Annotated in this window: 19 protein-coding genes and 1 pseudogene; 17 read left to right on the plus strand and 3 right to left on the minus strand. The window is 65.1% G+C overall.

What is annotated here, in order from left to right; translation table 11 throughout:
- Positions 1-30: 30 nt before the first annotated feature.
- A complete protein-coding gene (gene erpA, locus V7E26_RS16320; protein WP_324417796.1) occupies positions 31-360 on the minus strand; it encodes an iron-sulfur cluster insertion protein ErpA in 330 nt (109 codons plus the stop codon).
- A 107-nt stretch (positions 361-467) separates the two neighbouring features.
- On the opposite strand from erpA, the gene V7E26_RS16325 reads away from it, so the two are divergent.
- The 12 genes from V7E26_RS16325 to surE all read left to right on the plus strand — a co-directional run bounded on the left by V7E26_RS16325 (position 468) and on the right by surE (position 12,454).
- Entirely contained in the window at positions 468-1,676 is a 1,209-nt protein-coding gene (locus V7E26_RS16325) for a deoxyguanosinetriphosphate triphosphohydrolase (protein ID WP_324417798.1), read from the plus strand.
- A 10-nt stretch (positions 1,677-1,686) separates the two neighbouring features.
- Positions 1,687-3,480, plus strand: coding sequence for an arginine--tRNA ligase (gene argS, locus V7E26_RS16330; protein WP_324417800.1), 1,794 nt, complete (start codon positions 1,687-1,689; stop codon positions 3,478-3,480).
- A 116-nt stretch (positions 3,481-3,596) separates the two neighbouring features.
- On the plus strand, positions 3,597-5,129 hold the full coding sequence (locus tag V7E26_RS16335) for an SPOR domain-containing protein (RefSeq protein WP_324417803.1): 1,533 nt from the start codon (positions 3,597-3,599) through the stop codon (positions 5,127-5,129).
- Between the two features lie 47 nt (positions 5,130-5,176).
- The gene (nagZ, locus tag V7E26_RS16340) at positions 5,177-6,199 is read left to right on the plus strand and encodes a beta-N-acetylhexosaminidase (RefSeq protein ID WP_324417805.1); all 1,023 of its coding nucleotides are present in this window, start codon (positions 5,177-5,179) and stop codon (positions 6,197-6,199) included.
- The gene (locus V7E26_RS16345; RefSeq protein ID WP_324417807.1) at positions 6,196-7,023 is read left to right on the plus strand and encodes a segregation and condensation protein A; all 828 of its coding nucleotides are present in this window, start codon (positions 6,196-6,198) and stop codon (positions 7,021-7,023) included. The genes nagZ and V7E26_RS16345 overlap by 4 nt, the downstream gene beginning before the upstream one ends.
- An 18-nt stretch (positions 7,024-7,041) precedes the next feature.
- On the plus strand, positions 7,042-7,794 hold the full coding sequence (gene scpB / locus V7E26_RS16350; RefSeq protein ID WP_324417809.1) for an SMC-Scp complex subunit ScpB: 753 nt from the start codon (positions 7,042-7,044) through the stop codon (positions 7,792-7,794).
- Between the two features lie 170 nt (positions 7,795-7,964).
- Positions 7,965-8,201: a twin-arginine translocase TatA/TatE family subunit gene (locus V7E26_RS16355; RefSeq protein ID WP_324417811.1), complete on the plus strand. Its 237-nt coding sequence runs from the start codon at positions 7,965-7,967 to the stop codon at positions 8,199-8,201.
- A gap of 120 nt (positions 8,202-8,321) precedes the next feature.
- Positions 8,322-8,834, plus strand: a complete 513-nt coding sequence (tatB, locus tag V7E26_RS16360) for a Sec-independent protein translocase protein TatB (protein ID WP_324417812.1) — start codon at positions 8,322-8,324, stop codon at positions 8,832-8,834.
- On the plus strand, positions 8,831-9,652 hold the full coding sequence (gene tatC / locus V7E26_RS16365; protein ID WP_324417814.1) for a twin-arginine translocase subunit TatC: 822 nt from the start codon (positions 8,831-8,833) through the stop codon (positions 9,650-9,652). The genes tatB and tatC overlap by 4 nt, the downstream gene beginning before the upstream one ends.
- Before the next feature lie 179 nt (positions 9,653-9,831).
- The gene (gene serS, locus V7E26_RS16370) at positions 9,832-11,163 is read left to right on the plus strand and encodes a serine--tRNA ligase (protein ID WP_324417816.1); all 1,332 of its coding nucleotides are present in this window, start codon (positions 9,832-9,834) and stop codon (positions 11,161-11,163) included.
- An 11-nt stretch (positions 11,164-11,174) separates the two neighbouring features.
- Entirely contained in the window at positions 11,175-11,591 is a 417-nt protein-coding gene (locus tag V7E26_RS16375) for a hypothetical protein (protein WP_324417818.1), read from the plus strand.
- Between the two features lie 95 nt (positions 11,592-11,686).
- Positions 11,687-12,454, plus strand: coding sequence for a 5'/3'-nucleotidase SurE (surE, locus tag V7E26_RS16380; RefSeq protein WP_324417820.1), 768 nt, complete (start codon positions 11,687-11,689; stop codon positions 12,452-12,454).
- A 28-nt stretch (positions 12,455-12,482) separates the two neighbouring features.
- Here the strand turns inward: surE and V7E26_RS16385 are convergent, their stop codons facing one another.
- Entirely contained in the window at positions 12,483-12,860 is a 378-nt protein-coding gene (locus V7E26_RS16385) for a response regulator (protein ID WP_324417822.1), read from the minus strand.
- 255 nt (positions 12,861-13,115) lie between these two features.
- On the opposite strand from V7E26_RS16385, the gene V7E26_RS16390 reads away from it, so the two are divergent.
- Entirely contained in the window at positions 13,116-13,760 is a 645-nt protein-coding gene (locus V7E26_RS16390; protein WP_442893412.1) for a protein-L-isoaspartate(D-aspartate) O-methyltransferase, read from the plus strand.
- A 109-nt stretch (positions 13,761-13,869) separates the two neighbouring features.
- The gene (locus V7E26_RS16395; RefSeq protein ID WP_324417824.1) at positions 13,870-15,237 is read left to right on the plus strand and encodes a peptidoglycan DD-metalloendopeptidase family protein; all 1,368 of its coding nucleotides are present in this window, start codon (positions 13,870-13,872) and stop codon (positions 15,235-15,237) included.
- A gap of 110 nt (positions 15,238-15,347) precedes the next feature.
- Here V7E26_RS16395 and V7E26_RS16400 read toward each other — a convergent pair whose 3' ends face one another.
- On the minus strand, positions 15,348-16,319 hold the full coding sequence (locus tag V7E26_RS16400; protein ID WP_324417827.1) for an ATP-binding protein: 972 nt from the start codon (positions 16,317-16,319) through the stop codon (positions 15,348-15,350).
- A gap of 193 nt (positions 16,320-16,512) precedes the next feature.
- Between V7E26_RS16400 and yajC the strand changes: the two genes are divergently transcribed.
- The 3 genes and pseudogenes from yajC to V7E26_RS16415 all read left to right on the plus strand — a co-directional run.
- Positions 16,513-16,875, plus strand: a complete 363-nt coding sequence (gene yajC / locus V7E26_RS16405; RefSeq protein WP_324417829.1) for a preprotein translocase subunit YajC — start codon at positions 16,513-16,515, stop codon at positions 16,873-16,875.
- A 54-nt stretch (positions 16,876-16,929) separates the two neighbouring features.
- Positions 16,930-18,531, plus strand: coding sequence for a protein translocase subunit SecD (secD, locus tag V7E26_RS16410; protein WP_324417830.1), 1,602 nt, complete (start codon positions 16,930-16,932; stop codon positions 18,529-18,531).
- Positions 18,532-18,547: 16 nt separating this feature from the next.
- A pseudogene (locus V7E26_RS16415) lies at positions 18,548-19,166 on the plus strand (protein translocase subunit SecF); the annotation flags it as partial.

Raw genomic sequence — 19,166 nt, forward strand, 5'->3', positions numbered from 1 at the left:
TGACGCGGATAGGTCCGCGCCGATCGCGGCTCAGATCGAGAAGCTCGTGCCGCAGCCGCACGACGCCGTGGCGTTCGGGTTGACCACCCGGAACGAGGCTCCGATCAGGTCGTCGACGAAATCGACTTCGGAGCCGGCGAGGAACGGCACCGATGCCGGGTCGACCAGCACCACCGCGCCCTCGCGGGCAATCACGAGGTCGTCCTCGGTCTTGGCGTGGTCGACGTCGAACTTGTACTGGAAACCGGAGCAGCCGCCGCCCTCGACGGAGATGCGCAGCATGGCGCCGTCGCCTTCGCCCTTGAGGATTTCGCCGATGCGGCGGGCTGCCCGCTCGCTGACGGTGATGGCATTGGTCATGACAATCGATCTCCGGCCCCGTCATACCCAATTCATTTGGTATGGCGCGTCAGGCATAGTTAAGTGCGTAATGTCGCGGAATCAAATGGATAAGGACTAAAAAAATCGTGTCGGTCGGAATGGCTGCCCCCCGCGCGCCCTATGGCTGCGACCCCGATTCCAGCCGCGGCCGGCTGTTTTCGGAGCCGCCGAGCCGGACCCGCAGCCCGTTCCGGCGCGATTGCGACCGGGTGATCCATTCCACCGCCTTCCGACGCCTCAAGCACAAGACGCAGGTGTTCGTGTTCCACGAGGGCGATCATTACCGGACCCGGTTGACCCATTCGCTGGAAGTGGCCCAGATCGCCCGCGCGCTGGCCCGCCAGCTCGGTCTCGACGAGGATCTCACGGAAACGCTGGCGCTGGCCCATGACCTCGGCCATCCGCCGTTCGGTCACGCCGGCGAGCGCGCGCTCGACAAATGCCTGAAGGCCCATGGCGGCTTCGACCACAACGCGCAGGCGCTGCGGGTGGTGACCGCGCTGGAGCACCGCTATCCCGAGTTCGACGGGCTGAATCTCACCTGGGAATCGCTCGAAGGCATCGTCAAGCACAATGGCCCGCTCACCGAGCGGAGCGGAGCTCCGGCCGGTGCCCACCGCGACGGCGGCATTCCTGTCGGCATCGCCGACTTTAACGCCAAATTCGATCTGGAACTGTGGAGCTGCGCGTCGCTGGAAGCGCAGGTTGCCGCCTTCGCCGACGACATCGCCTATGACGCGCACGATATCGATGACGGCCTGCGCGCCGGCCTGTTTACCGTCGATGACCTCAAGGTGATGCCGCTGACCGCGGCGATCATCGCCGAGATCGACCGGCACTATCCGCACCTTGATAATGCCAGGCGGGGCGCGGAACTGGTGCGCGAGCTGATCTCCTACATGATCTCCGCCGTGATGTCGGAGGCGGGCAGGCGGCTTGCCGATGCCAGGCCCCGATCGGCCCATGATGTTCGCAACCACCACCAGCCGCTGGTCGCCTTTCCGCCTGAGGTCGCCGGGGAGGAGGCCGCGATCAAGGCGTTCCTGAAAGTGCATATGTACCGCCACCACCGCGTCATGCGGGTGATGGGCGAGGCGGAAGGCATCCTGTTCGACCTGTTCGCGCGCTACCAGGCCTCTCCGGGCGACCTGCCGGCTGAATGGGTCGAGGGGTCGGTGCGCGAGAGCGAGGGGGAGCGCATCAGGCGGATCGGCAATTTCATCGCCGGAATGACCGACCGTTTCGCCCTGATCGAGCACCAGAGGCTTTTTGACTCGACCCCGGATTTGCGTTAGGCGGCGCCTTATGTCCGACAAGCCAGCCTCACAACACCTGTTTGCCGACGCGCTGGCGCGCGTCCAGGCGATCTGCGCCGCGCTCGCGGCCGAGGGCCAGTGGCCCGCCGGCATCGATTTTTCCCGCGTCGTGGTCGAGCCGCCGCGCGATGCCAGCCATGGCGACATGGCCACCAATGCCGCGATGGTGCTGGCCAAGGACGCCAAGCTAAAGCCGCGCGATCTCGCCGAAAAGATCGCCGAAAAATTGCGCGCCGACGATCTGGTCGCTGCCGTCGAGATCGCCGGTCCCGGCTTCATCAACCTCACCCTGAAGCCGCAGGTCTGGGCCGCCGAGCTGCGCACCATGCTGCGCGAAGGCGCGTCCTACGGCAAAAGCGCGGTCGGGCACCGCGAAAAGGTCAATGTCGAATACGTCTCGGCCAACCCGACCGGCCCGATGCATGTCGGCCACTGCCGGGGCGCGGTGTTCGGCGATGCGCTATGCGGCTTGCTGGATTTTGCCGGCTACGACGTCACGCGCGAATATTACATCAACGATGCCGGAGCACAGGTCGACGTGCTCGCGCGCTCGGCCTATCTGCGCTACCGCGAGGCGCTCGGCGAGACCATCGGCGAGATTCCGGAAGGGCTCTATCCCGGCGACTATCTCGTGCCGGTCGGGCAGGCGCTTGCCGCCGAGCATGGCGACAAGCTCAAGACGATGCCGGAAAGCGCCTGGCTGCCTGTCGTTCGTGCAAAAGCCATCGACATGATGATGGACATGATCAAGGGCGATCTCGCCGCGCTGAACATCAAGCACGACGTGTTCTTCTCGGAGCGGTCGCTGGTCGAGACCGGCAACAACAAGGTCACCGAAACAATCGATTTCCTGCGCGCCAAGGGCGACATCTACGAAGGGCGCCTGCCGCCGCCGAAGGGCAAGCCCGTCGAGGACTACGAGGACCGCATCCAGACGCTGTTTCGCGCCACCGCCTATGGCGACGACGTCGATCGTCCGCTGATCAAGTCGGACGGCTCCTACACCTATTTCGCGTCCGACATCGCCTATCACAAGAACAAGGTCGATCGCGGCTTCCTCGACATGATCGATGTGTTCGGCGCCGATCACGGCGGCTACATCAAGCGCATGCAGGCCGCGGTGAAGGGTGTCAGCGGCGGCAAGGCCGCGCTCGACGTCAAGGTCGTGCAGCTCGTGCGCCTGTTGCGCAACGGCGAGCAGGTGCGGATGTCGAAACGCTCCGGTGATTTCGTCACGCTGCGCGAAGTGGTCGACGAGGTCGGATCCGACGCCGTGCGCTTCATGATGCTGTTCCGCAAGAACGACGCGACGCTCGATTTCGATCTCGCGAAAGTGCTCGAGCAGTCAAAGGACAATCCTGTCTTCTACGTGCAGTACGGGCATGCCCGCGGGCATTCGATCTTCAAGAATGCGCGCGAGGTGGTTCCCGATCTGCCGGAGGAGGATGCCGTGCGGGCGGCCTGGCTGGGGTCCGCCCCGGTCGAGCGGCTGACCGATCCGGCCGAATTGGACCTATTGAAGCGACTGGCGCTCTATCCCCGTATTATCGAGGGGGCCGCGCTCGCACATGAACCACACCGAATCGCTTTTTATCTATATGATTTGGCCAGTGAATTTCACGCGCTGTGGACCAAGGGGCGGGATTTGCCCTATTTACGCTTCATTATGACTAATGATGCAGAAATCACGAGGGCGCGACTGGCGATGGTACAGGGCGTCGTCTCGGTTCTGGCATCGGGCTTAGCCGTTCTCGGCGTCCATGCTCCGACCGAGATGCGGTAGGCAGGGGCGAAGGCCGCCACGAATGGGGGTTCGTGGGGGTATCTGGCAGGGGCCGCTCGTCATGGATCGTTTGACATGGCGGGGTGGCGCTGTCCCGTAGGGGATGCATCATCACGATGGCTGATCGATATCAGAACCAACATTTTCCCTCCGCGGCCGATCAGGCTCGCGGCGAGAATGATCCACTTGCCGAGCTCGCGCGGCTGATCGGACAGAACGACCCGAACGGGGCGGCCGGCGCCAAGCCGCCGCCGCACCCGCTGCAGTCGCGGGCCAACGTGCGTCCGGCGCACTATGATCCGCCACCGCCGCCGGAAGATCTCGACGCGCCGCGGAGCCCGCCGAGCTGGATGCAACGCTCGCGCCACGAAACTCCGCTGCCGCCGGTGCCTCCGCCTCTGCCGCAGGAGGCAGAGTACGAGGACGAGCAGGATTACCAGCCGCAGCCGGTACATCCGTTGCATCGCTATTCCGCCCAGCCGCAGCACCAGGCCCCGGCACAGGATTATTACGAGGAGCCGGAGCAATACGAGGCGCGGCAGCAGTACGACCCGCGACAGCAGTACGACGACGCCCCGCAGCAATATGCCGACGAGCCGCAGCAGGACCCGTCGCGCTACGACGATGCGCTGTATGGACGGCTCGAAAACGGCGACCGGGATTATCAGCGCGATCCGGCCTATCCGGATGATCCCTACGCCTACCAGGGCGACTATGAGGAAGAGCCCGAGCCGAAGAAGCGTTCGAAGGGCCTGATGACGGTCGCCGCGGTGCTGGCGCTGGCGGTGGTGGGGACGGGCGCGGCCTTCGCCTATCGCACCTTTGTCGGGGCGCCCCGCTCGGGAGAGCCGCCGATCATAAGGGCCGACAACAGCCCGACCAAGGTGGTGCCGGCGCCGTCGGATGTTGCCAGCGCCAAGACGCCTGACCGCATGCTGTCGGGCGATGGCGGCGAGAAGCTGGTGTCGCGTGAAGAGACGCCGGTCGACGTGAATACACGGTCCGGCGGGCCGCGCGTGGTGTTTCCGCCGCTCAATCCGAACAGCAGCCCGCCGCCGGTGGCGAGCGTGTCGCCGTCCGCACCGCTGGCCCCGTCGGGCGCCAATGGCACGATGAACAACGAGCCGCGACGCATCAGGACGCTCGCGGTCAAGGGTGACCCCGCTGACAATGGTGGCGTTCCGGCCGGCGTCAATGCGCCGCCGCCGCGTGGCGCGCCGCAGACCCGTTCCGCTGCAGCCCCGGCCGCCGCGCCGCCGGCGCGCAATCCGGCTTCGGCCAATGCCAGCGCCAGCCAGCCGATGTCGATCGCGCCGCAGGCCGATCCCGCACCGTCGCCGTCGCCAGCGCCGACCCGGATGGCGGCGACCAATCCCACCCAGCAGGCGGCTCCGTCGAGCGGTGGCTATCTGGTCCAGGTCTCGTCGCAGAAGAGCGAGTCCGACGCGCAGGCGTCCTATCGCGCGCTGCAGGGTAAGTTCCCGAGCGTGCTGGGACCGCACTCGTCGCTGGTGAAACGCGTCGATCTAGGTGAGAAGGGCATTTACTACCGTGCCTTCGCCGGCCCGTTCGGTTCGTCGGAAGAAGCTGCGCAGGTCTGCAACAGCCTGAAATCTGCCGGCGGGCAGTGCATCATCCAAAGGAATTAACGGCGGTTTCCTTGACCCGGGGGTCGCGAGGGGCCTAATCGGCCCCCATGGCAAGCCGCGCATTCATCACCGGCGTATCGGGACTGGAGCTGACGGCCGCGGAGCGTGAATTCCTCCGTGGCGAGCTGCCATGGGGCTTGATCCTGTTCAGACGGAACGTCGATAGGCCGGATCAGGTATCCGCGCTGGTTGATGAATTTCGAAGCGTGGTGGGCGAGGCGGATGCGCCTGTCCTGATCGACCAGGAGGGCGGGCGGGTGGCGCGGCTCGGGCCGCCGCACTGGCCGGTCTATCCGCCCGGCGCGACGTTCAGCGCGCTCCATGACCTCGACAAGGCGCTTGGGCTGCGGGCGGCATGGCTCAGTTCCCGCCTGATCGCGGCCGACCTGATCGACCTCGGCATCACCGTCGACTGCCTGCCGCTGGCGGACGTGCCGTTGGCCGGCGCCGACGCCGTGATCGGCAACCGCGCCTATGGAACCGAACCCGCCAAGGTCGCCGCGATAGCCCGGGCGGTCACCACCGGACTGGCGCAGGGCGGCGTGCTGCCCATCCTGAAGCACATTCCCGGTCACGGCCGGGCCACCGCCGATAGCCATTTCCGCCTGCCGACCGTCGATACGTCGCGGGAGGAGCTGGAACGGACCGATTTTGCGGCGTTTCAGCCGCTCGCGGACCTGCCGATGGCCATGACCGCGCATGTTGTGTTTAGCGCGTTAGACCCCGCCCAACCGGCGACGACATCTGCGACAATCATCCGTCAGGTGATTCGCGGCGAAATTGGGTTCCAGGGTCTGTTGATGAGTGATGACGTGTCGATGAATGCCCTGGCGGGATCGATCGCCGAGCGGACCCGCGCCATCGTCGATGCCGGCTGCGACATGGTCCTGCATTGCAACGGCAAGCTCGACGAGATGCGCGATGTGGCGCGGCAGACGCCGGAACTGGCGGGCGAGGCATTGCAGCGCGCCAGGCGTGCGCTGGCCTCGCGACAGCAGCCCGAGCCGTTCGACCGGCCGGCGGGCCAGGCTGAACTTGAAGCGTTGATGGATCGGATAGGCACGGCATGACGGCTGAGATTCTATCGTTTGAGACCGGACGGCCCGCCGAGATCACCGAAGGCGAGCCGGCGCTGGTCGTCGACGTCGAGGGCTATGAGGGCCCGCTCGACCTGCTGCTCACGCTGGCGCGGCAGCAGAAGGTCGATCTTGCCAAGATTTCGATCCTGGCGCTCGCCGACCAGTATCTGAGCTTCATCGAGGCGGCGCGAAAGATCCGCCTTGAACTGGCGGCCGACTATCTCGTGATGGCCGCCTGGCTCGCATTCCTGAAGTCGCGGCTGCTGCTGCCCGAGCCAGCGACGCCGGACGGGCCGAGCGCCGAGGAGATGGCAACCGCGCTGGCCAACCGGCTGCGCCGGCTCGAGGCGATCCGCGAGGCCGCCAACCGCCTGATGAACCGGCCGCAGTTTCAGCGCGATATTTTTCCGCGCGGCAATCCGGAATCGATCGCCGAGATCAAGCATCCCAAGTTTACCGCGACGCTGTTCGACCTCTTGACCGCCTATTCGGTGCAACGTCAGCAGCGCGTGCTGGCGACCGTGCATCTGGCCAAGCGCACCGTGTGGTCGCTCGCCGAAGCGCGCGCCTCGCTGGAGCGGCTGGTCGGCATGACCGAATCCGAGGACTGGAGCTGCCTCGACGATTTCCTGCTCAGCTACGTGGTCGATCCCTCGCAGAAAGCGACCGTGTTCGCGTCGAGCTTTGCCGCCGCCCTCGAACTGGTGCGCGAGGGTGAAATGGAACTGAACCAGAAAGAGGCGTTCGCGCCGCTTTATTTTCGCAAGCGCCAGCCGCAGGCAGCGATGCCGGTGCCGGATCTGACGGTCGAGTAAGTGGAAGGAGACCTAGCCATGGCAAGCCTGGCGGAAAAACGCATGGAAGATGCCGAGGATCATCCCATCGACCAGAATGTCGAAACCGATGCCGTTCAGGAGGCGCGGCCCGAGGAGTTGCGGCTGCTCGAGGCGCTGCTGTTCGCCTCCGCCGAGCCGGTCGATCAGGTCACGCTCGCCAAGCGAATGCCCGATGGCGTCGACGTCAAGGCGGCGCTGGCGCAGTTGCAGGCGGAATATGCCCCGCGTGGCGTCAACCTGGTGCGCGTCGCCAACAAATGGACGTTCCGCACGGCGGGCGACCTGTCATGGCTGATGACGCGCGAGAGCACGGAAACGCGGCGGCTGTCGCGGGCGGCGATCGAGGTGCTCGCGATCATCGCCTATCACCAGCCGGTGACACGCGCCGAAATCGAGGAGATCCGCGGCGTCGTCACCTCAAAGGGAACGCTGGACGTGCTGCTCGAAACCGGCTGGATCCGCCCCCGTGGCCGCCGGAAGACGCCGGGCCGTCCGCTGACCTTCGGCACCACGGAAGCGTTCCTCTCCCAGTTCAGCCTGGAAGCGCTCGGCGACCTGCCGGGTCTCGAAGAGTTGAAGGGTACGGGACTGTTGGATTCGCGGCTGCCGTCCGGCTTCAGCGTTCCGACGCCGTCCGACGACGTCGCGCTGCGTGAGGACGAGGATCCGCTGGAGGCTGGCGACAGTCTGGAACTGCTGCTGGCGCCGGCTGCCGAGCCTGAACAAGGCAGCGGAAGCAGCGAAAGCTAGTTCTGAAAGCCCGTGGGCCGGTGTCGCTCCGACGGGGTTAATGATAGCAATATTACGTAGCCGCGACAGCGATTTGCCGCGGCATAGGTCCTTGTTTTTGGCACCTCCCGGGCCTACCTTCCGCCCAAGCTTAGGCCGGAAGCCGGCCATCTCTTTTGGAGGGTTGCAGGATGGGTTCGCTTAGCATTTGGCACTGGATCGTCGTGATCGCAGTGGTCCTGCTGCTGTTCGGCCGCGGCAAGATTTCGGACCTGATGGGTGACGTCGCCCAGGGCATCAAGGCCTTCAAGAAGGGCATGCAGGACGATACCAAGGAGCCCGAGAAGCCCGCCGAGCCGGTGAAGACGATCGATCACAACGCCGCGCCGACGGCGGCGCGGACGGATGTCGGCAGCAAGGCGGTCTGAACCAGGCACCTTGGACCCGGCGTCGATTGAACGACGCCGGTATTAGAAAAGGCGCGGGCGGCCCCCAATTCTTGGCTATGATGGATTGGGGCGCGGCGTCACGCGCGAGCGGAAGAATTCATGTTCGACATCGGGTGGAGTGAACTGGTCGTCATCGCGGTCGTCGCGCTGATCGCCATCGGCCCGAAAGAGCTGCCGGGCGTGCTGCGCATGGTCGGGCAATGGATGGGCAAGGCGCGCAAGATGGCCTCCGAATTCCAGGGCCAGTTCCAGGAAGCCATGCGCGAGGCCGAAATGGCCGACCTCAAGAAGAGCTTTGACGAGGTCAAGGAGACCGCCACCGCGCTGTCGCCCGGCAACCTCATGACCTCGCTGCAGAAGGACGTCGACAGCGCCCTGCAGATCAGCGAGCCCGACAAGCCGGCCACCCCTGAGGTCAACGACGCGCAGGTGGCGGGCGCGGTCGGCGAACCGGTCACCCCGGCGGCTCCGACGCCGGAGACCTTCGTCGAGGCCGAAACCCACACGGCGGCTTCCGAGCCGCTGGCGATCACGCGCGAGGTTCAGGCGCCCCTTCAGCAGGATATTGCGCCGGCTTCACCTGACGTTCTCAAGGACGCCAAAGCGTCATGACCATCGAAGACATCGAGGCCAGCAAGGCGCCATTGATGGATCACCTGATCGAGCTGCGCTCGCGGCTGATCAAGGCGCTGCTCGGCTTCGGCATTGCGTTCATCTTCTGCTTCTTCTTCGCCAAGCAGATCTACAACGTGCTGGTCTGGCCGTTCGTCTGGGTCGCGGGCGCCGAGAATTCCAAGTTCATCTACACCGCGCTGCTGGAATATTTCCTCACGCAACTGAAGCTCGCGCTGTTCGGCGCCGGCTTTATCTCGTTCCCGATCGTGGCGACGCAGATCTACAAGTTCGTGGCGCCCGGCCTCTACAAGCACGAGCGTGGCGCGTTCCTGCCGTATCTGATCGCGACCCCGTTCTTCTTCGTGCTCGGCTCGCTGCTGGTCTATTTCGTGGTGCTGCCGATGCTGGTGCGCTTCTCGCTCGGCATGCAGCAGATGGGAGGTGACGAGACGGCGCAGATCCAGTTGCTGCCCAAGGTCGGCGAGTACCTGTCGCTGATGATGTCGCTGATCTTCGCCTTCGGCATCGCGTTCCAACTGCCCGTGATCCTGACCCTGCTGGGGCGGATCGGCATCGTCACCTCGAAGATGCTGCGCGAGAAGCGGCGCTATTTCATCGTCATCGCCTTCGTCATCGCGGCCGTGCTGACGCCGCCCGACGTCATCAGCCAGGCCTCGCTGGCGCTACCCCTTTTGGCGCTCTACGAGGGCGCTATTATCGCCGTCAGTGTGGTGGAAAAGAAGGCCGCCGCCGCGCAGGCCTCGGCCACGCCGCCGTCCGCCAGCCCGCCCCCGGAAGCCAATCCGGCGGAATAGGGCGCGATTCTCGTCTCGGGTAGGCCGTCATTCCCCGCGAAAGCGGGGAATCCAGTACGCCGAGGCCCCTCGATTCACGGCCGCTGCTCTGGAATACTGGATCCCCCCGCTTTCGCTGACGATGACCTCTGTGGTACTGGGGTCGCGCCTTTTTCGGCACGATTCAGGACCGAACCCGCATGCACGACATCAAATCGATCCGCGACAACCCGCAAGCCTTTGACGCCGCGCTGAAGCGCCGTGGACTGGCGCCGCTGTCGGCCTCGCTGCTCGCGATCGACGAGAGGCGTCGCGCGGCGATCCTGGCATCCGAGCAGGCGCAGGCGCGGCGCAACGCGGCTTCGAAGGAAATCGGCGAGGCGAAGAAGGCCAGGGACGACGCGCGCGCCAGCAAGCTGATGGCCGAGGTCGCCGAGCTCAAGACCACGATGCCGGAACTCGAACTGGCGGCGAAGAAGGCCGATGAGGAATTGGCGAAGGAGCTCGCCGCCATTCCCAACCTGCCGCTCGACGACGTGCCCGAAGGCTTGGACGAGCACGGCAATGTGCAGCGGCACATCTACGGCAAGATCCGCGACTATGCCTTCACACCGAAGCCGCACGACGATCTCGGCGGCGCGCTCGGCACCATGGATTTCGAGGCGGCCGCCAAATTGTCAGGCGCGCGCTTCGTCGTGCTGAAGAAAGGGCTGGCACGGCTGGAGCGCGCGATCGGCCAGTTCATGCTCGACCTTCACACCAACGAGCACGGCTATACCGAGGTCAATCCGCCGCTGTTGGTGCGCAATGACGTGATGTTCGGCACGGGCCAGTTGCCGAAATTCGAGGACGACCAGTTCTGGGCCATCAAGGGCGAATTGCTGGCGGCGCCCGACGAACGATTGAAGACCGAACGTCTCGGCCTCATTCCGACCGCCGAAGTCTCGCTGACCAACCTCGTCCGCGAATCCATTATCGACGAAAAAGAGCTGCCGATGCGGCTGACCGCGCTGACGCCGTGCTTCCGCGCCGAAGCGGGCGCGGCGGGGCGCGACACCCGCGGCATGATCCGGCAGCACCAGTTCACCAAGGTCGAACTGGTGTCGATCGCGACGCCCGAGACCAGCATCGACGAGCACGAACGCATGCTGTCCTGCGCCGAGGAAGTGCTGCGCCGGCTCGATCTGCATTATCGCGTGATGACACTGTGCGCCGGCGACATGGGCTTTTCCGCGCAGAAGACCTACGACATCGAGGTCTGGATGCCCGGGCAGGGCGAGGGCGGCGCCTTCAGGGAAATCTCGAGTTGCTCGGTGTGCGGCGATTTCCAGGCGCGGCGCATGGATGCGCGCTCGCGCGGGCCTGACGGCAAGCCGCGCTTCGTGCACACCCTCAACGGCTCCGGCACCGCCGTCGGCCGCGCGCTGATCGCGGTCATGGAAACCTACCAGCAGGAAGACGGTTCGATCGCCGTCCCCGACGTGTTGCAGTCCTATATGGGCGGGCTTAAAACCATCGAGCGGGAAAAATAGCGAAACCCCACATGGCATTGCATCGCGACATCCTCTGGATCGGGAAGCAATGGGCCGTCACCGGCCACGGGATGCAGTTGATCGATCAACGGCTGATGGGGGCCTTCGATATCGAGGTGGCGCACCTGTGGGACGACGATCTGATCGCCAGCATGCACGAAAGAGCGTGGCTCAACACCGCCGATTTCGACCAGGGGCTGGCGGTTGCGCGGGCGCGCCACCAGAAGCCGGAGCCCGGATCGGAGCCGGTGCCGGAGCGGCCGCCTTCGGTGGCGCCCTCAGAAATAGCGGCCGCCGCACCGGAGGAACCAAGTCCGCCGCTTCCGCCCGTCGAACCCGCAAAGCCGGTTTCGCCCGCAATGGAGATGAAGAGCAACATCGGCGCCAAATTCGCGCGGCCCTGGCGGGCCTGGATGAAGAAAACATGAGGAAATCGGCCGGTTTGCCTCGACGGCGATAGGGCGATAAGAGGGCGCGCCGGCGGCAAGGCCGACCCATTTCGAACGGAAAGGCACTTTGACGGATGCGAATTCTCTGCACCAACGACGACGGCATCCATGCGCCGGGTCTGAAGACCGTCGAGGAGATCGCCCGCGCGCTGTCCGACGACGTCTGGGTCGTGGCGCCCGAGCTCGATCAGTCCGGCGTCTCGCATTCGTTGTCGCTGAACGATCCGCTGCGGCTGCGCGAAGTCGGTCCGTGCCATTTCGCGGTGCGGGGCACGCCGACCGATTGCGTGATCATGGGCGCACGCCACATCCTTGGCGAGAAGATGCCTGATCTCGTGCTGTCGGGCGTCAACAGGGGCCGCAACGTCGCGGAGGACGTCGTCTATTCCGGCACCATCGCGGGCGCGCTTGAAGGCACGATCCTGGGCATTCCGTCGTTTGCACTGAGCCAGGAATTTTCCATCGAGACCCGTCACGCTCCGCTATGGGAGACCGCGCTGAAATTCGGCCCCGGCATCCTGCGCAAGGTGATCGACGCCGGCGTGCCGAAGAACACCGTGATCAACGTCAATTTTCCCGCCTGCACGCCCGACCAGGTCAAGGGCATCCGCGTGACGCGGCAGGGTAAGCGCAATCAAGGATTCCTGAAGATCGACAAGCGCCACGACGGCCGCGGCAATCCGTATTTCTGGATCGGCTTCGAGCGTGCGGCGATGATGGACACGCCGGCCGAGGGCACCGACCTTGCCGCGCTGGCGGCGCGCTACGTATCGGTCACGCCGCTCCGGCTGGACCGTACCGACGAGGCGTTCTCGGAAGCGCTGACGTCGACGTTGAAATAGGGCCTTGCGGCAGCCGCAACGTGTCGCGCTAGGCCGGCGCGCCCTTCATTGTCGACGCAATGACCTGCGCCAGCGTTTCCAGTTGGAACGGCTTCTGCAGGGCAGGGCGGTCGCGGTATTCCTGGGGCAGGCCGGAGGAGCCGTAGCCGGTCGCAAAGATGAACGGGCGGTTGCGCGCCGTAATCAATTCGGCCACCGGCGTGATCACCTTGCCGTTGACGTTGACGTCGAGAATGGCGAGGTCAAACTCGGTCGACTGCACCAGCTTGACCGCTTCGCCGATTTCGCCGGCTTCGGCCGCGACGCTGTGGCCGAGCTCTTCCAGCATGTCGGCGACCATCATGCGTATCATCACCTCGTCTTCAACGAGGAAAACGGAACAGCCTGCCGGCCGTGTCTCTACCATGATGGAATCCTTGCCCTTCCGCGCCTCGAGGTTCGCAAAAAAAGCCCCCTGGTGCAATGTCGACATTCACCGGCCCGGCGCCTGAGGCGGACGCTGGCCGCTACGGATTTTTCCGCCCCCTAACGCGGCAGCGCGGCTACAGTTCCGAGGCCGGAACCAGAATCTTGAGGAAATTCTTCCTTAAGTGGCGATAGGCTATTACATCTCGGCGAGCCGAAGCATTCGATTGGCGGCAGAGCCTGTCACGAGACCGCAATGTCGCAAGAACCGCCCGAGAAGATGATGTTTCAGCTCACCTTGCGGCGGCGGGGGATCAGCGACCAGGCGGTGCTGCGTACCATGGAGGAGGTGCCGCGCGAGGCGTTCGTGGCGGCTGGCGACCGCGGCCATGCCTACCGCGACAGCGCGCTCGGCATCGCCTGCGGCCAGACCATCAGCCAGCCCTTCGTGGTCGCCTACATGACCGAGCAGTTGCAGCTGCAGAAGAGCCACAAGGTGCTCGAGATCGGCACCGGCTCCGGCTATCAGGCCGCGGTGCTCTCGCGCCTGTGCGCCCATGTCCTGACCGTCGAGCGTTACCGGACGCTGGCGGACTCCGCGCGCGCCCGTCTCGAAAAGCTCGGCTACTTCAACATCGAGGTGATGCTTGGAGACGGCTTCGACATTCCTGCGGGCGCTGGCGATTTCGACCGCATCATCGTCACCGCCGCGATGGAGCAGATTCCCGAAAATCTCCTGCAGCGCCTGCAGGTGGGCGGCATCCTGATCGCACCCGTCGGCCCGCATCACGGCACCCAGACGCTGGTTCGCATGACCAGGACCGAGAGCGGTTTCGACCGCAAGGAGCTGGTCGATGTGCGCTTCGTCCCGGCGCTGAAGGGAATCGCGCGCGAGCTTTAGAATTCGGGATTGGTGGTTCCCGCCAACATCTTATTCCAAGGGTTAAGCGGTTATTTACTCGGCACGTGTTTACTCAAAACAGTATTTTGTTGCGTACGAGTGAGTAACCATGTCCCGTGTCGCCGAGTTGCTTCGCTCGCGTCGGATGCCGCAGGTCGCGGTGCTGGCGCTGATGTCGGTGGGCTTTGCCGGCTGCAGCGCCGATATGCAGACGCGCTTTTCCGATAGCTCATTCTCCAATCCCTTTGCCTCTCAGCCCGAAGCGACCGGCACGGTACGCGCTCCCGCCACCGAACGCCGCGAGTCGCCGCAATACGCCCGGCCGCAGAGCCAGCCGCAATTCCAGTCGCAGTCGCTGCCGCCGCCCGCGGTCGCTGCGCCGAACGCCTACCCCAGCTCAGGCGGGGTGTCGGGAGGAGGCCGCGGGATCTCGTCCTACGCGCCGCCGACCCGATCGCCGATCGAAACCACCGCCACGGTGCCGCCGCGCTCGGTCGCCGCCGTACGTCCGGTTGCCGCCGCGCATCCGCAGGGCGGCACTACGATCATCGTCGGCACCAGCGACACGCTGGAGCATCTGGCAAAGCGCTATAACGTTTCGTCCGCCGCGATCCTGCAGGCCAATGGCTACAAGGGCCCGCGCACATTGTCGCCCGGTCAGCAGCTGATCATTCCGCGCGCAACTGCTGCGGCGCCCGCGCCGGCAATCAGCAAGCCGGTTGCCTCTGTTGCCGCAGCGCCCAGCGTCCATGTCGTCAACCGTGGCGATACGCTGATCAGCATTGCGCGCCGCAACCAGGTCCCGGTCGCTGAGCTCGCCAGGGCCAACAACCTCGATCAATCGGCCAGGCTCAGCCTCGGCATGAAGCTGACGGTGCCCGGCTCGAAACAGGCCGCGGCTGCTGTGCCGGCGGCGCAGCCGGCCATCGCAGCGCCAGTCCAGCCGGCCGCGCCGGTTGCGGCGCCCGCCAAAATGGCGGCGGTCGGTGTCCCCGTGCAGAGCGCGCGGCTGGTGCAGCCGACCGCCAGCGTTGCCGAGGAAAAGCCCGCCGCGGAAGCCGCGCCGGCGAAGTCCAGCAGCGAAGCCACCGGCGCACTGCCGACCTTCCGCTGGCCGGTGCGTGGCAAGGTGATCACGAGCTACGGCGCCAAGACCAACGGCAAGTCGAATGACGGAATCAATCTGGCGGTCCCCGAGGGCACGCCGGTGAAGGCGGCGGAGGATGGCGTGGTCGCCTATTCCGGCAACGAGCTCAAGGGTTACGGCAATCTGGTTCTGGTGCGGCATTCCAACGGCTACGTCACCGCATATGCCCATGCGAGTGAACTGCTGGTGAAGCGCGGCGATACGATCAAGCGCGGCCAAACCATTGCCAAGTCGGGTCAATCGGGCGAGGTGGGGTCGCCGCAGCTCCACTTCGAGATCCGCAAGGGTTCGTCGCCGGTGGACCCGCTGCAATTCCTGAACGGGGCGTGAGGGCGCCGCGAACGTAGCCCGGATGGAGCGAAAGCGAAATCCGGGGGGCTCTCCGCTAGCAACGTCGGTCCCGGATTACGCTTTTGCTCCATCCGGGCTACGGCTTCAAACTACTTCCCCGAAAGCCTCACACCGAGCCGGCCCGCCAGCTCCTGCGTGAACTGCCAGGCGACGCGGCCGGAGCGGGAGCCGCGCGTCGTCGACCATTCCAGCGCCTCGCGCTCCAGCTCTTCGTCCGGCATCTTGATGCCGAAATGGCTGCAATAGCCGCGCACCATCGCGAGGTACTCATCCTGGCTGCAGCGGTGAAAGCCGAGCCAGAGGCCGAAGCGGTCCGACAGCGAGACCTTTTCCTCGACGGCCTCGCCCGGGTTGATCGCGGTCGAGCGCTCGTTCTCGATCATCTCGCGCGCCAGCAGGTGCCGCCGGTTCGACGTCGCGTAGAGGATGACGTTGTCGGGCCGGCCCTCGATGCCGCCCTCCAGAACCGCCTTGAGCGACTTGTAGGAGGCGTCGTTGCCGTCGAAGGAGAGGTCGTCGCAGAACACGATGAAGCGGAAATCGGAACTGCGCAGGAGGTCCATCAGGCCGGGCAGGCTCTCGATGTCCTCGCGGTGGATCTCGATCAGCTTGAGGCGGTCGGCCGGCTTGCGCGCGAGGTTGATGCTGGCATGCGTGGCCTTCACCAGCGACGATTTGCCCATGCCGCGCGCGCCCCACAACAGCGCGTTGTTGGCGGGCAGGCCGTCGGCAAAGCGCTCGGTGTTTTCGATCAGGATGTCCCGCATCCGGTCGATGCCCTTGAGCAGGCCGAGTTCGACGCGGCTGACGCGCGGCACCGGCGACAGGCGCCCATCCGGATGCCAGACGAAGGCGTCGGCCGTGCCGAACGAGTCGGGGCTGGTGGTCGCTGGAGCGGCCGCGGAGAGGTGGCCGGCGATGGATTCCAGCGCGGTGGCGATCCGCTCGGCGGTGGCACCGTCCAGCGCCTTCGCCGGGCGTTTTGTCGCGGCTTTTGCCGGTTGGCGGGCGGCGGCTTTGGCGGTGGCGCGGGGCTTTGTTTTCTTGGGTTTTTTCGACATTTCCGGAGTTCCTGACCGGGCAGCCTTAACGGGCCTTGGCAGGTCTCGCAAGCGGCCTAAATGAGGGGGCAGCCAGCGTTGCAATTGGGCCCGCCGCCGCTATAGTCCGCGCGAATTTGCCCGGACCGGCGACATGCCCAGGCCGCTACGCTCAGGGATCGCCGGTTCTTTTCCGTCTTACGAGGATGTTCGAATGCTGATTACCCCTGCGTACGCCCAGGCTGCAGCCGGCGGCGATGCCAACAGCATGTTGATGTCGCTGCTGCCGTTCGCACTGATCTTCGTGATCATGTACTTCCTGATTCTTCGGCCGCAGCAGAAGAAGGTTAAGGATCACCAGGAGCTGGTCAAGAACATCCGCCGCGGCGACACCGTGGTGACATCGGGCGGGCTGGTCGGCAAGGTGACCAAGGTGGTCGACGACGACCAGATCGAGTTCGAAATCTCGGACGGCGTTCGCGTGCGGCAGATGCGCCAGATGATCTCGGGCGTCCGCACCAAGGGCGAGCCGGCCAGGGAAAAGGGTGAGGCCAAGGACGAATCGTCCGCGAGCTGAGTTTTGCGCGCCGCTCGACGCGGCGCATTTTCCTGAATGTAACGGGTCTACTCGATGCTGTATTTCTCGCGATGGAAGGCGCTGGCGATCATTCTGACCACGCTGATCGTCTGCCTGTTCGCGGTGCCGAACTTCTTCTCCCAGGAGCGGGTGAAGACCTGGCCGGTGTGGGCGCAACGTCACATCGTGCTCGGCCTCGACCTGCAGGGCGGTTCGCATTTGCTGCTCGAAGTCGACGCCAACTACGTGAAGAAGGAAAAGCTCGATCAGGTGCGTGATGAAGCCCGTCGCGTGCTGCGCGACGCCAAGGTCGCCTATACCGGCCTTGCCGTCCGCAACGACGCGGTCGAGGTGCGAATCAGCCGCGAGGCCGAGCAGGCGACGGCACTGTCGAAGCTGCGCGACCTGTCGCAGCCGATCGGCGGACTTCTCGGCGGGAGCGGACAGCGCGACCTCGATGTATCAGATGCCGGAGGCGGCCTGATCCGCCTCACGATTCCGCAGCCCGCGATGCTCGACCGCATGCGGAAGACCATCGAGCAATCGATTCAGATCGTCGAGAAGCGCGTCAACGAGCTCGGTACTGTCGAACCGACCATTCAGCGGCAGGGAAATGACCGTATCCTTGTGCAGGTGCCGGGCCTGCAGGATCCGACGCATCTGAAGGAACTGCTCGGCAAGACCGCGAAGATGGAATTCCGCATGGTCGACACCTCGGTGCCGCCGGACCAGGCCCAGGCGGGCCGGGTGCCGGCCGACTCCGAAGTGCTGATGAGTTCGACCGCGCCGAAGGTCCCCTACGTGATCAAGCGCCAGATATTGGTGTCGGGCGGAGACCTGATCGATGCTCAGCCCGGCTTCGACCAGCGCACCAACGAGCCGATCGTCAGCTTCAAGTTCAACAGTTCGGGCTCGCGCAAGTTCGCCCAGGCGACGTCCGAAAACGTCGGCGTTCCCTTCGCGATCGTGCTCGACAATGAGGTGATTTCGGCACCCGTGATCCGCGAGCCGATCACCGGCGGCTCCGGGCAGATTTCCGGCAATTTCACGGTCCAGCAAGCCAACGATCTGGCGATCCTGCTGCGCGCCGGTGCGCTGCCGGCGCCCCTGACCGTGGTGGAAGAGCGCACCGTCGGACCGGGCCTCGGGCAGGACTCGATCGAGAAGGGCGAACTCGCCGCCTATATCGGCTCGATCATGGTGATCGTGTTCATGCTGCTGACCTACCGTCTGTTCGGCGTGTTCGCCAACATCGCGGTTGCGATCAACGTCGCCATGATCTTCGGCGTCCTGTCGCTTCTCAACGCCACGCTGACGTTGCCCGGCATCGCCGGCATCGTGCTGACGGTCGGCATCGCGGTCGACTCCAACGTGCTGATCTATGAGCGCATCCGCGAGGAACTGCGCCATGGCCGCAACGCCATTTCGGCGATCGATGCCGGGTTCAGGCGCGCGCTGGCGACCATCCTGGACTCCAACATCACCACCTTCATTGCCGCCGCCGTGCTGTTCTACATCGGCACCGGGCCGGTCCGCGGCTTCGCCGTCACGCTCGGCATCGGCATCATCACCACAGTGTTCACCGCATTTACGCTGACCAGCCTGATCGTCGCCGGCTGGGTACGATGGAAGCGGCCGAAGACCGTGCCAATCTGAGAATGCGGAGCCGGCTTTGACACAATACGTTCTCATCGGGCTTGGCATCCTGATCGCCGTGCTGACCGTGGTGGCGATCTTCGATCTGCTGCCGCCGCTGCGCATCGTGCCCGACGACACGCATTTCGATTTCACGCGTTTCCGCCGCATCAGCTTCCCGATCTCGGCGGCGCTGTCGATCGTCGCGATCGTGCTGTTCTTCACCCATGGGCTGAATTTCGGCATCGACTTCAAGGGCGGCACGCTGCTGGAAGTGCAGTCCAAGTCGGATTCCGCCGACATCGGCGCGATGCGCGCGACGCTCAGCAATCTGGGCCTCGGCGAAGTCCAGCTTCAGCAGTTTGGTGGCCCGGCCAACGTTCTGATCCGCGTCGCCGAGCAGCCCGGTGGCGACAAGGCGCAGCAGGAGGCGGTGACGAAGGTTCGCGGCGCGCTCGGCGACAGCGTCGAATACCGCCGCGTCGAGGTGGTGGGACCGCGCGTCTCCGGCGAATTGCTGGCCTACGGCATGCTCGGCCTGATGGTCGCAATCCTCGGAATCCTGATCTATCTCTGGTTCCGCTTCGAGTGGCAGTTCGCCCTCGGCGCCATGATCGCCAACGTCCACGACATCGTGTTGACGATCGGCTTCATGT

The organism is Bradyrhizobium sp. (assembly GCF_036735945.1).
Classification (GTDB): Bacteria; Pseudomonadota; Alphaproteobacteria; order Rhizobiales; family Xanthobacteraceae; genus Bradyrhizobium.

Coding starts and splice junctions, on each gene's coding strand:
- secD (WP_324417830.1), top strand. CDS start 16,930: ATGCTGTATTTCTCGCGATGGAAGGCGCTGGCGATCATTCTGACCACG.
- serS (WP_324417816.1), top strand. CDS start 9,832: ATGCACGACATCAAATCGATCCGCGACAACCCGCAAGCCTTTGACGCC.
- V7E26_RS16345 (WP_324417807.1), top strand. CDS start 6,196: ATGACGGCTGAGATTCTATCGTTTGAGACCGGACGGCCCGCCGAGATC.
- surE (WP_324417820.1), top strand. CDS start 11,687: ATGCGAATTCTCTGCACCAACGACGACGGCATCCATGCGCCGGGTCTG.
- V7E26_RS16385 (WP_324417822.1), bottom strand. CDS start 12,860: ATGGTAGAGACACGGCCGGCAGGCTGTTCCGTTTTCCTCGTTGAAGAC.
- V7E26_RS16335 (WP_324417803.1), top strand. CDS start 3,597: ATGGCTGATCGATATCAGAACCAACATTTTCCCTCCGCGGCCGATCAG.
- argS (WP_324417800.1), top strand. CDS start 1,687: ATGTCCGACAAGCCAGCCTCACAACACCTGTTTGCCGACGCGCTGGCG.
- V7E26_RS16390 (WP_442893412.1), top strand. CDS start 13,116: ATGTCGCAAGAACCGCCCGAGAAGATGATGTTTCAGCTCACCTTGCGG.
- V7E26_RS16375 (WP_324417818.1), top strand. CDS start 11,175: ATGGCATTGCATCGCGACATCCTCTGGATCGGGAAGCAATGGGCCGTC.
- tatB (WP_324417812.1), top strand. CDS start 8,322: ATGTTCGACATCGGGTGGAGTGAACTGGTCGTCATCGCGGTCGTCGCG.
- yajC (WP_324417829.1), top strand. CDS start 16,513: ATGCTGATTACCCCTGCGTACGCCCAGGCTGCAGCCGGCGGCGATGCC.
- scpB (WP_324417809.1), top strand. CDS start 7,042: ATGGCAAGCCTGGCGGAAAAACGCATGGAAGATGCCGAGGATCATCCC.
- V7E26_RS16355 (WP_324417811.1), top strand. CDS start 7,965: ATGGGTTCGCTTAGCATTTGGCACTGGATCGTCGTGATCGCAGTGGTC.
- nagZ (WP_324417805.1), top strand. CDS start 5,177: ATGGCAAGCCGCGCATTCATCACCGGCGTATCGGGACTGGAGCTGACG.
- tatC (WP_324417814.1), top strand. CDS start 8,831: ATGACCATCGAAGACATCGAGGCCAGCAAGGCGCCATTGATGGATCAC.
- erpA (WP_324417796.1), bottom strand. CDS start 360: ATGACCAATGCCATCACCGTCAGCGAGCGGGCAGCCCGCCGCATCGGC.
- V7E26_RS16400 (WP_324417827.1), bottom strand. CDS start 16,319: ATGTCGAAAAAACCCAAGAAAACAAAGCCCCGCGCCACCGCCAAAGCC.
- V7E26_RS16395 (WP_324417824.1), top strand. CDS start 13,870: ATGTCCCGTGTCGCCGAGTTGCTTCGCTCGCGTCGGATGCCGCAGGTC.